The sequence below is a fragment of the Ruegeria sp. CDSA141 genome (assembly GCF_059612005.1).
Genome location: NZ_JBXWPT010000004.1, coordinates 179,400 through 191,247 on the forward strand (window position 1 = coordinate 179,400; position 11,848 = coordinate 191,247).

Sequence of the window (11,848 nt, forward strand, 5' to 3'; positions counted from 1 at the left end):
TTGATGCTGGCAACTCCGGCATATGATGTTGCGCTGATCCTGAATCAGGGTCAGCGGGAAACGCAGGAAGACGCGATTGCGGCCCGCATGTTCGACGCGTCGGACGCGGGGTATGTTGTAATTGCGGATGGCATGGGTGGCCATGAGGCGGGTGAAGTAGCCTCGGAAATGGTAGTCGCCGCCTGGCGCGACGCTCTGGACGCTGAACTTGAGGCAGAAACCCTGAACGAAGGATCGGCGATAGATGCGCTTCCTTTGGCGGCCATGCAAGCCAATGCCGCGATCGCCAACCATAACGAAGCTCAGGGCAAGGGGTTCAACATGGGATCGACCATGTTGGGCGTCCTGTTTCTGGGGCGGCGTGTGTTCTGGATTTCGATCGGCGACAGCCCTCTTTACCTGTTTCGCGATGGAGCGTTGAAGCAGGTTAACGAAGATCATTCGATGGCACCCGTGATCGCTTGGAAAGTCGCTTCGGGCGAGATCACAGAAGCAGAAGCCCAAGAAATGGACCGCAATCAATTGACCTCCGTGGTCATGGGCGGGGCCATTCCAAAAGCGGATTGCCCGGAAGATCCATTGATCGTGTCACCTGCTGATGTCCTGGTCCTCGCAAGTGACGGGCTGCAGTACATCAGCGACGCCGAAATTCAAACCATTCTGCGGGATCATCAGCAGGGCCTGGCGCAAGACATAGCCGAAGCATTGCTGAAAGCTGTGCAGGCCAAGGGCGACCCGGATCAGGACAATCTTTCCATCGCAGTCGCGAAACTCTCAAGAACCTAAAAAAGGCAAAGCAACAGGACCCATGAGACAGCACTTAATCATATCAAGCCTTGCCCTTGCGGCCGCCACAGGCGCAGCATCGGCGCAGGAAGCGTGTTCAAGTTATGAAATTCAACGCGGCGACAGCTTGAGGGAATTGGCAATCGAAGTGTATGCGACCGAGGATTTTCGCATCATTTTCGATGCAAACCGCAATGTTATCGGTGCCAACCCCAATATCATCCGTGTCGGCGACGTTTTGGAACTGCCCTGTCTGGAAGACGTTGGGCGTGCACCGGTGCTGGCTGATACCGAGGCCGAACGACTGGCTGCCGAAATGGCAGCAGAGCTGGTAAAGGCCGCAGAAGAACGCGCCGAGAAAGCCGTGGCCGAAGCGGAAGCCCGTGTCGCCGAGGCGGAAGCCGAAGCAAAGAAAACGAGTGAAGCGGCGGTCGTTGCAGCAAGGGCTGCGGCCAAGCAAGAGATTGAAGCCGCCCGTTCCGAAGCTGCCGCTTTGATCCGGAACGCTGGAACGGGTGAACGGCCCGAAATTCGCGATCGTCAGTTGCTGTTGATCACCGGCGGAAACTACGCTCCGTTTACCGATGAATCTCTGCCCAACCGGGGGCTCTATACGCATCTGGTTGAGACCGCGATGTTTCGGGCCGCTCCTGAGCAGGCCTACAAGATTCAATTCGTGAATGACTGGTCATCCCATCTGGACCTGTTGATGCCAACACTCGCATTTGACGCCACCTTCCCTTGGTCGCGCCCCAATTGTGAGGACGCCGCCGCACTGTCGGAAAATGATCGTAACCGGTGCGAAACCTACAATTTTTCAAATCCGTTCTACGAGGTCGTAGATACATTCTTCGCCCGAGAAGGTTCCGGCTATGAACAGACACTGACTTATGCCGACTTTGCCGGAGCAACGATCTGCCGCCCGGAAGGTTGGTCTTTGTCTCACATGGACGCGGTAAGCCTGTACGAACCGGTCATCAAACTTTTGCGTCCGACGTCACCGGATGATTGCTTCCACGCACTGATGGAAGGCACCGCTGATATCGTAGCCATCGAAGCGCATCTGGCTGTCGAGGCAATAGATCGGCTTGGGTATCAACACCGGATTATCGAAAACCCAAACCTTGCGGCCATCAAGTCGCTTAACGTCATGACCCACAAAGATAATCCTGATGGGGAAGCGATCCTGGAGACGCTGAACCAAGGTCTGGCAATCATGCAGCAATCGGGCGAATGGCGCGACATCGTGTCAACCGCCCTGCGTCATCAAATGGAAAATGGATAAGGCCCCAATCTGGCCTGACAAACTAAAGTCTGGAGGAAGTGGACATGTTTAACGAGAAAATAAAAAAGGTAGCGCTTTCAGCAACCGCGATTACCGCTCTGAGTGCGGGCGCCGCTGCGGCACAGGAAGCTTGTACCAACTATACCGTACAAGACGGCGACACCATGGCGACCATTGCAATCGCAGCCTACGGCACATCGAACTATCAGCCGATCTTCAACGCAAACCGGAACGAAATTACCAACCCCAACGCACTTGAGCCTGGTCTTGTTCTGGCACTTCCCTGCGAGGACGGCAGCCTGCCAAATGGCCAGAGCGCGCAGGAACTGATCGCAGCCGAAGAAAAGCGTGCTGCAAGCGTCAAGCGTTCAAACGTCTACGCGCCGCCCATCAAGTTGGTTGCCGGCAACGGTTGGGAACCATTTACGACCGAAACGCTCAGCGGCGGCGGTATTATGACTCGCCTCGCAACCACCAGTCTGCAACGCGCCGGAAACAGTCGCGATTATTCTGTCAGCTTCGTCGACGACTGGAGCTCACATCTCGATACCCTGTTGCCGCTTGGTGCGTTTGATGTTTCTATCGCTTGGACGGTCCCGGATTGCACGAACCGCACATATGAATGGTCTGCTGAGACGACGGCGCGCTGCACTCAGTTCGTCGCGTCGGTTCCAGTCTACGATATCGTCGGCGGCTTCTTCACACTGCCGGAAAGCCAGTATGCAAACGCTACCGATTTCAAAGACTTTGAAGGTTCCACCATCTGCCGGATGGCAGGTTGGAGCATGGTAGTTCTGGAAGAAGTCGGTTTGAACCGTGAGAACACAACAGTTGTCCAACCCAACTCGGCGCGTGAATGCCTGGATGCGGTTATGACCGGCACCGCCGATGTCGCCGCTTTTGAAGTTGATCTGTTCGCGTCAACCATGAAGGACATGGGCCTTACGTCAGGTGACATTATCGAAAACCCGTATGTTTCGACATTGTCTTCGATGAGTTTCCTAGCACACCGCACCAACCCGTTCGCGCGTGAGTACATTGCAATGATGAACAAAGGTCTGAACGAAATGCGCGAGTCTGGCGAATGGTATGCGATTATTTCTGACTCTCTGCGCGAGCAGAACGAAAAACTGAACGCAGCTTCGAACTGATCCCTCGGTTCAGCTGAAACTATGGGGCCGGTTCATCAATCGGCCCCCTTTTTGTGAGCGAAAAACGGAAGGTTTTTCAAGATGACAAAATTTGGCCTCTTATCTGCTTCATAACAGCCTCAAATGCGCAGCACCTTCTACCCTTAAGCACGACCATCATTCAATTGATGCCACTGAAAGAGCGTGATTTGCATATGATACAGGGCGCCTTCGATACTCAAAGAAAATCTCTGATGCCCGTGACAAGAGCGGACTTGGACATTGCGGTGGTTTTGCCTTGCTACAACGAGGCAGTTGCGATTGGCGAAACCGTTCGGCAGTTTCGTGCAGCCCTGCCAGACGCTACCGTTTACGTGTACGACAACAATTCTACTGACGAGTCCGTCAAAGTCGCGCTTGAGGCAGGCGCCCTGGTCTATTCCGAAACATACCAGGGCAAAGGCAACGTGGTCCGTCGAATGTTTGCCGACGTTGACGCGGATGTCTACGTTATGGCTGACGGGGATGCGACCTACGACAGCGCTGCGGCACCGGAATTGATTGACCTGCTCGTTTCGCAGAATTTGGATATGGTCAATGGCGCCCGGGTGAATGAAGAAACTGAAGCCTATCGGCGCGGCCACAAATTCGGGAACGCTTTGTTCAGTTGGCTTGTGAAGTTCTTCTTCAATAGCAAAATCAACGACCTGCTTTCCGGTTACCGTGTTTTTAGCAGGCGCTTTGTCAAAAGTTTTCCTGCGGTATCAAACGGTTTCGAAATTGAAACAGAGTTAACAGTTCATGCGATGCAAATGCGCATGCCGATCGGAGAGGTTCCAACAAGGTACTCTTCACGCCTCCCAGATTCGAACTCCAAGCTGGCAACTTTCTCTGATGGGTGGCGGATTCTCAAAATGATCGGACTGTTGATCAAAGATGAAAAGCCCGTTGCGTTTTTCCTGTCTTTGGCCGTGGTAATGTTTTTGCCTTCGCTATTTGTGTTTGTGTCCGTATTCCGGGAATTTTTGGAAACGGGGCTTGTTGATAGAATTCCATCTGTTGTCGTTGCCGTGTCCGGTTTTGTCGCAACAATGCTGTCCGTTGTCTGCGCTCTGATTTTGGAATCTCTGGCTCTTGCCCGAAGAGAAGCGCGCCGTCTTTCATATTTGCGGCACAAGGGTGTTGCGGCGTCAGCTGTCGAGCAAATCAAACCATCGCTTGTTGAGACCGAAACCCGTCGGTTTGGTTAACAAAACCCATCCTTCAGTTTCCTGCTAGGCAAAGGGACGGCCTGTTCGCTCGTGAGCGAACGAACAAGCTGCATTGCTCAAAAATGTAGTAATCCAAAAATGCAAATGGCCAGCACCCCAAATGCTGGCCATTTTTCTGAGTGAGTGATATAGCCCGAAGGCCTCACCAGTGAAATTCTTTGTCTCCAAACACCTAACGCGGACTGAAAGTCGGCGCTATTGGGGGAATCCCGTAAATCTTGTATTTTTTCCAAGGATCAGGGTGTTTCGATCTTCGCTAACTGCACGGCTCTCAGTTTCAGGAAAGCGATCGAAATTTGTGCCCGGTGAGCGAGCGGTCAAGCGTTGAAATCCAACGTGTTGCGCAGGTGTCTCCCGGGCACACATTGCGCATGTCGTTCATAGAATGTGACAAGGTTGGTTTTAACGGCGCAGCCACAGCAAGTTACAGATGGTCAGGCGCACGGTTTGGGGCTGTCGCGGTCTTTTGGCAATCCCGCGTTCTATGAAAAGGACCGCACAAAGGCGGCCCTTTCGTGTTCTGATGTCGGACGAAACTCACCCGTTTGCTCGACAGTGATTAGCCGATGATCGCGTTCAGCGTAGCGCTGGCGCGCATCACGGCTGCAGTTTTGCCCGGGTCGGTGTGATAGTATCCGCCCAAGTCCACGGCTGGTCCCTGAACAGCGGCCAGTTCCGACAAGATCTGCTCTTCTTTGTCTGCCAGTTCTTTTGCCAGTGGTGCAATTTCATCTGCCAGTTCTGCATCGTCGGATTGGGCCGCCAAAGCTTCGGCCCAGTACCGCGCGAACCAGTAATGGCTGTCGCGGTTGTCAGGTTGGCCGACTTTCCGACTTGGTGAGCGGTTGTTGTCCAGAATGCCCTGAGTTGCAGCCTCTGCCGCGGCGCCGAGAACACCTGCTTTCACGTTGCCTTTGGTGTCAGCTAGGAAGTTCAGAGACTCCCCAAGCGCGCAGAACTCACCCATCGAATCCCAGCGCAAATGGTTTTCCTCAACCAATTGCTGAACGTGCTTCGGGGCCGAGCCCCCTGCCCCGGTTTCGAACAGACCGCCGCCATTCATCAGCTTGACGATCGACAGCATCTTGGCCGAGGTACCCAGTTCGAGGATCGGGAACAGGTCCGTCAGGTAATCCCGAAGCACGTTGCCCGTGATGGCAATTGTATCTTTCTCGGCTGTTATGGTCTCCAATGACTGGCGGGTTGCCTCGCGCGGAGCCATGATCTGGAACTTGTCGGCAACGCCAGCCGCCTCGAGCGCCGGCTTTACGTATTTGATCAGCTCGGCATCGTGAGCGCGGTTTGCGTCCAACCAGAAGATCGCCTCGGACCCGGTCAGGCGCTGGCGGTCCATCGCCAGTTGAATCCAGTTTTCGATCGGTGCTTTCTTGGCAGTGCAGGCGCGCCAGATGTCACCCTTTTCAACAGCGTGCTCGTGCAGTGTTTTACCATTGGCCAGCACAATGCGCATGGTGCCATCGGCAGGCGCTTGAAAGGTGGTCGGGTGTGAACCGTACTCTTCGGCTTTTTGCGCCATTAGGCCAACATTTGCGACCGCACCGGCAGTGGCCGGATTCAGTGCTCCGTTGGCTTTGAAAAATTTGATGCTTTCATCATAAACAGTTGCATAGCACCGATCGGGGATCACGCAATTTGTGTCACCCTTGGCACCGGTTTCATCCCAACCCTTACCGCCCGCGCGGATTACCGCTGGCATCGAAGCATCAATAATCACGTCGGAAGGAACGTGCAGGTTGGTGATACCCTTGTCGCTATCCACCATATACATCGACGGGCGATCAGCTTTGATCGCGTCGATTGCGGCTACGATCTCGGCATTGTTTTGAACCCGCTCAAGCAAGTCTCCTAGACCAGAGTTTGGGTTCACACCCAGCGCATCCAGTTCAGCGCCGAATTTTTCAAAGACCGGAACCAACCAGGCCTTGACCGCATAGCCAAAAATGATCGGGTCAGAGACCTTCATCATCGTGGCTTTCAGGTGCAGCGAGAACATTGTGCCGTCTTTCTTGGTGTCCTCGATGGCCTCTGCTAGGAACGACGACAGAGCTTTGACCGACATGAAAGTCGCATCAGTCACCGTGCCTTCCTCCAACGGCCACGCATCCTTCAGAACAGTCACACTGCCGTCTTTACCGACAAACTCGATCCTTGCATCACCCGCCTGGGCAGCAGGGATGGTCGCCGATTTCTCATTGGCGTAGAAATCGTTGCCAGACATGGACGAGACTTTGGTTTTGCTGTCCGAGGCCCATTCACCCATGGAATGCGGATTTTTCCGGGCATAGTTTTTGACTGCCCGGGCTGCGCGGCGGTCACTGTTGCCTTCGCGCAGAACCGGGTTCACGGCCGAGCCTTTGATGGCATCATAGCGTGCGCGGATCGCCTTTTCTTCTTCGGTCGAGGGTTCTTCCGGGTATGCAGGGATATCATAACCTTGCGATTGCAACTCTTCTATGGCGGCCACCAATTGCGGAACCGAGGCCGATATGTTCGGCAGCTTGATCACATTAGCATCCGGGGTCTTTACCAGTTCACCCAATGCGGCCAGATCGTCTGAGACGCGCTGCTCATCCGTCAGGTTCTCGGGGAAGGCCGCCAGAATGCGCCCGGCCAGTGAAATGTCCTTGGTGCCCACGCTGACGCCAGCAGCCGAAGCGAACTTGCGAATGATGGGCAGGAACGAGGCGCTGGCCAATTCGGGCGCTTCGTCTACAATGGTATACAATATGTCGAAGTTCGATTTATCTGCCATATTCTTTTACCTTTTTAAGCCTTTCGGGGCGTGCGATCCAAGAGTTGAAGCCACTTCAGCATGGCGCGGGAGGGACGCGATCACGATACCGCCCCTGGGTGACTCTGTTTTGACAGGGCTTCACTTAAATGACGTTGGGCTGGGAATCAATCATCTGTGCCCGCGCGTTTTGCCACGGGCTGGGCGTGTATGACCTTAGATGCTATTTGCTCAACGTTTCGCCCGTCTGTCTTTGGCGTTTCGCTTCAGGTCACGCCACATATTTTCCATGAAGCTGCGCGGCTGGTCCAACGAAGTTCTTCGAGTTGTGTCCAAGGACTACCGAAACCTCTGTCCTGTCTCGGGATCAAATACCATGGCACGGGCGGGTTGAATTGATATGCCAATCCGATCACCCATTTTGCTACGTTGGTCTTCCCGTTCTTCCACAATCAGTTTGTCGCCATTCGGCGTCAGCAGATATGAGTAGGAAACACCGCCAAGTGCTTCAGTCAGGTCTACGGTGCAGGTATCCGCTGAGCGGTCTATGAAAACGTGTTCGGGACGCATTCCCAACGTCACCTTATCCTTTCCCGCAGGAACGTTTGCCGAAATTGGTAACGGCTGACCTAGGGCGGGATGGGTGACGTGGCCGTCGGCATAATCGCAATCGAGAAAATTCATAGCGGGCGAACCGATGAAGCCCGCAACAAACCGATTGTCAGGATCGCGGTACAGATCCATCGGAGCCCCCACTTGTTCAATCCGGCCATCACGCAGTACGACAATCTTGTCGGCCATCGTCATGGCTTCGACCTGATCATGGGTCACATAGATCATGGTCGCACCGATTTCCTGATGCAGTCGCGCGATCTCGACGCGCATCTCGACCCGCAACTCAGCGTCCAGGTTGGACAAGGGTTCATCGAACAGAAAAACCTCGGGCCCGCGAACAATGGCCCGCCCAATCGCAACCCTCTGCCGTTGCCCCCCCGACAGGGCCTTGGGTTTGCGTTTGAGATAGGGGTCAAGCTTCAGAATACTCGAAGCTTCCTGCACTTTTCGGTCGATCTCGGCTTTTGGGACACCGTTCATGCGCAAGCCAAATCCCATGTTTTCGGCCACTGACATGTGAGGGTAGAGCGCATAGGTCTGGAACACCATGGCCACGCCGCGCTTAGCCGGGTCCATATGTGTCACCTCGCGCGCCCCGATGTGAATTTCGCCTTCCGAAGTTTCTTCCAACCCCGCGATCATCCGCAATAAAGTTGATTTTCCGCACCCTGAAGGACCAACAAAAACGCAGAATTCGCCATCTTCGATCTGCAGGTCGATCCCATGAATGACCTGAGTCTGACCGTATCGTTTGATTGCCTGGTTCAGAGTTACACCTGTCATGTCACTTGCATCCTGTCGTTTCTGGGGCTTGGGCGCGTTTCGGGGAATCGCCACGCTTGTGCTTCGGTTCCGATTTGTTCGGCCACTCGCCGTACGCGCGGCACCCAGGCCTCGAGTTGGTTGAAATCCATACGTTCGGTAGACCCGGTTATCGAAATCGCACCGAGCATCCGACCGTTCGACGTCAGAACCGGGCATGCGATGCATATGATGCCGGGCTCATGCTCTTCATTATCGATGGCAAATCCCCGGCTGCGAATCCGGTCGAGATCCGCCCTCAACATCTGCTCTGATGTCAGAGTACTGTCAGTGAAGCGGTGATAGCTTTGCTGGGAAATCGCCCTGTTCAGCGCATCTTCATCCAAGAAGGCCAGCATCGCCTTGCCAACCCCTGTACAGTAGGCCGGGCCAACCTTACCAGCCTGAGAGTACATTTCGATAGGCTGCGCGGCGTTGCGTTTATCGACGTAAAGAACCTGACTTGAATCGAGTTGCGCCAGATGCACGGTCTCACCGGTTTCCCGGCTGAGGGCATCCAGAAAAGGGCGTGCAATCGGCGCCAGAGAGCTTTGCGTCCATGCCGCATGGGCCAAACGTACCAACCGCATCCCGGGGGAATAGGTCTGCCTGTCGCGGTCATAGGACAGCATTCCCTGATTGGTCAGGGTTTGCAGGAATCGGTACAGGGTCGCCTTTGGAAAATCGCTGCTTTCCAAAAGTTCAGCAAACCGAACCGGGCGCTCAAACGACGCCACTTGATCGAGCACATCACATGCTTTGCCTATAGTTCCGTCACCTGACACGGGTCTCCGCTCTCCTCCATTTATCCATCGCCATCGTCACGAGGGTCTTGACAACAGTAACCGAGTCGATGTGTAGTTTTCAATATATAAAACAAGGTTTCATTATTTGGAACTTTGCATGGGAGCAACAGGGAGGAGACCATGTATTCAACTTTCAAGCGCACGACGGCTGCGCTGGCGCTCGGTGTCGCGATGGCGGCACCGGCAGCTGCGGAACTCACCGGAGAGCTGCGGATTTTTCTCGACACATCAAACCCGGCGCCCCGCGCGACGATGGAAGCGATGATCGAGCGGTTCGGAGCACAGCATCCGGGGTTGGAAATCGAAACCACCGTGATCGATCGCGAGGCCTATAAGACCCAAATCCGCAATTTCCTGACAGCTGACACACCTGACGTCGCCAACTGGTATGCGGCGAATCGTATGAAACCCTATGTCGAAGCAGGCCTGTTCGAGGATGTCTCGGATCTTTGGGAAGAACCCGAGATTGCCGAAAACCTCGCCTCGACAAAAGGCGCGATGACCATCGACGGCAAGCAGTGGGGCGTGCCCTATACCTATTACCAGTGGGGCGTTTACTACCGCAAAGACATCTTTAACGAGCTTGGCCTGTCTGAACCGACCACTTGGGAAGAAGAATTGGCCAACTGCCAGAAGATCGTCGATTCCGGACGCACCTGCTACACGATTGGAACGCGGAATTATTGGACCGCCGGTGGCTGGTTCGACTATTTGAACATGCGCACCAACGGGTTTGATTTCCACAATCAGCTGGCAAATGGCGAAGCAAGCTGGGAAGATGACCGGGTCGAGCAGACGTTCGCGAACTGGAAACAACTCATCGACATGGGCGCGTTCCCCGACGACCACACGGCGCGTAGCTGGCAAGAATCCCTTCCTCTCATAGTTCAGGGCGACGCCGCAGCTATCTTGCTGGGCAACTTTGCCGTGGCACCTCTTCGCGAGGCAGGACTGACCGACGATCAGTTGGACTTTTACCAGTTCGTCGCGATCAACCCGGATGTTGAGTTGGCCGAAGACGCGCCGACCGACACGTTCCACATCCCGGCCAATGCCTCGAACAAAGAAGCTGCTCGCGAATTCTTGCGCCACGTGGTTTCTGCCGAGGAACAGACCGAGATCAACAATGGCGCGAACCTTGGTCAGTTACCGGTGAACGCTCAGTCGTCTGTGGATAACGACAAGTTCCTGCAGCAGGGCTTTGAAATGCTGTCCACAAACAGCCCTGGCGGAATTGCGCAGTTCTGGGATCGCGATGCGCCTGCGGAAATGGCCAAAGTCTCAATGGAGGGCTTCCAGGAATTCATGGTTAAACCAGACGAACTGGACCGGATTCTGGCCAAACTTGAACGCGCTCGCGGGCGAATCTACGACAACTGACCCGGCATGGGCCGGGCTTAGGCCCGGCCTGCGTCGCCCTCAACAGTAAGGCGGACGTCGGCCCGCCTTCACCCCACCAAATCCGAGATATCCTATGACCGTTGCCGTTGACTCTCCACAACAGGAAAGTTGGTTCCACAGGAACCAACAACGCATCGCCCCTTGGCTGTTTCTGGCCCCTGGCCTTCTGTTCTTTTCTGTTTATGTGATCATCCCGTTGTTCGAGTCGATAAACCTGTCGCTTTACGAATGGGACGGCCTGGGCGCTGCCGAATACGTTGGCTTTCGTAACTACGAAGACCTTTATTGGGAATGGGTGGACCGGGATGCTTTCTACATCTCGATGAAAAACAACCTGATCTGGCTGATCCTTTACCTGGCTGCGATTCCGGCAGGTTTGTTCATCGCCCTGTTCCTGAACCAGACCGTTTGGGGCATCCGCCTTTATAAGTCCCTGTTTTTCTTTCCTTTCGTGATTTCTCAGGTCGTGGTGGGGCTCGTGTTCACCTGGTTCTACGATCCGACCTTCGGGTTGCTGAACGAATTCCTCGGCTTCTTCGGCCTTGGCCCAGTAAACGTGTTGGGCGATGAGCGTTTCGTGACCTATGGCATCATCTTCGCCGGCCTCTGGCCACAAACCGCCTATTGCATGATCCTGTACCTTACCGGCCTGAACGCTGTAGACCCGGAACAGATCGAAGCAGGACGCCTGGACGGGGCCAAGGGTTGGAAGATGCTCTGGCACATCATTATCCCGCAACTGCGGCCTGCAACCTTTATCGCGTTTGTCGTGACCATCATCGGCGCACTGCGATCTTTCGACCTGATCTCGATCATGACACAAGGTGGACCGTTCGGATCCTCCCGAGTGCTGGCCTATTACATGTTCGAGGTCGCCCTGTCCGAATACGGCTTCCGCATGGGTTATGGCGCAGCCATTGCCGTGATCCTTTTCCTGATCATGCTGTGCTTTATCGCCTATTTCCTGTGGTCGATGTACCGTGAAGAGAAGGGGCACTGAG

At 54.7% G+C, this 11,848-nt stretch carries 9 protein-coding genes; 6 read left to right on the forward strand and 3 right to left on the reverse strand.

The features are described 5' to 3' along the window. The first annotated feature begins 3 nt into the window (after positions 1–3). The 4 genes from AC2FLP_RS08785 to AC2FLP_RS08800 are packed head-to-tail and all read left to right on the forward strand — an operon-like array spanning position 4 to position 4,451. On the forward strand, positions 4–786 hold the full coding sequence (locus AC2FLP_RS08785; RefSeq protein WP_496682935.1) for a PP2C family protein-serine/threonine phosphatase: 783 nt from the start codon (positions 4–6) through the stop codon (positions 784–786). 22 nt (positions 787–808) lie between these two features. After that, positions 809–2,071, forward strand: coding sequence for a type 2 periplasmic-binding domain-containing protein (locus tag AC2FLP_RS08790; RefSeq protein WP_496682932.1), 1,263 nt, complete (start codon positions 809–811; stop codon positions 2,069–2,071). A gap of 44 nt (positions 2,072–2,115) precedes the next feature. Beyond that, positions 2,116–3,222, forward strand: coding sequence for a LysM peptidoglycan-binding domain-containing protein (locus AC2FLP_RS08795; RefSeq protein ID WP_117873246.1), 1,107 nt, complete (start codon positions 2,116–2,118; stop codon positions 3,220–3,222). 53 nt (positions 3,223–3,275) lie between these two features. After that, the gene (locus tag AC2FLP_RS08800; RefSeq protein ID WP_299898120.1) at positions 3,276–4,451 is read left to right on the forward strand and encodes a glycosyltransferase family 2 protein; all 1,176 of its coding nucleotides are present in this window, start codon (positions 3,276–3,278) and stop codon (positions 4,449–4,451) included. Between the two features lie 580 nt (positions 4,452–5,031). Here AC2FLP_RS08800 and AC2FLP_RS08805 read toward each other — a convergent pair. The 3 genes from AC2FLP_RS08805 to AC2FLP_RS08815 all read right to left on the reverse strand — a co-directional run bounded on the left by AC2FLP_RS08805 (position 5,032) and on the right by AC2FLP_RS08815 (position 9,425). Next, positions 5,032–7,245 carry an NADP-dependent isocitrate dehydrogenase gene (locus AC2FLP_RS08805; protein ID WP_496682929.1) on the reverse strand — a complete coding sequence of 738 codons (2,214 nt, stop codon included), beginning with the start codon at positions 7,243–7,245 and terminating at the stop codon, positions 5,032–5,034. Between the two features lie 318 nt (positions 7,246–7,563). Next, the gene (locus tag AC2FLP_RS08810; protein ID WP_117873242.1) at positions 7,564–8,622 is read right to left on the reverse strand and encodes an ABC transporter ATP-binding protein; all 1,059 of its coding nucleotides are present in this window, start codon (positions 8,620–8,622) and stop codon (positions 7,564–7,566) included. After that, on the reverse strand, positions 8,619–9,425 hold the full coding sequence (locus AC2FLP_RS08815) for an IclR family transcriptional regulator (protein ID WP_496682926.1): 807 nt from the start codon (positions 9,423–9,425) through the stop codon (positions 8,619–8,621). The genes AC2FLP_RS08810 and AC2FLP_RS08815 overlap by 4 nt, the downstream gene beginning before the upstream one ends. A 141-nt stretch (positions 9,426–9,566) precedes the next feature. Here AC2FLP_RS08815 and AC2FLP_RS08820 point away from each other — a divergent pair, with 141 nt between their 5' ends. Together AC2FLP_RS08820 and AC2FLP_RS08825 are read left to right on the forward strand one after the other, a co-directional pair. Beyond that, complete coding sequence (locus AC2FLP_RS08820) at positions 9,567–10,826, forward strand: ABC transporter substrate-binding protein (protein ID WP_496682924.1); 1,260 nt, start codon at positions 9,567–9,569, stop codon at positions 10,824–10,826. Positions 10,827–10,920: 94 nt separating this feature from the next. After that, the gene (locus AC2FLP_RS08825) at positions 10,921–11,847 is read left to right on the forward strand and encodes a carbohydrate ABC transporter permease (RefSeq protein WP_299638039.1); all 927 of its coding nucleotides are present in this window, start codon (positions 10,921–10,923) and stop codon (positions 11,845–11,847) included. The last annotated feature ends 1 nt before the right edge of the window (position 11,848 follow it).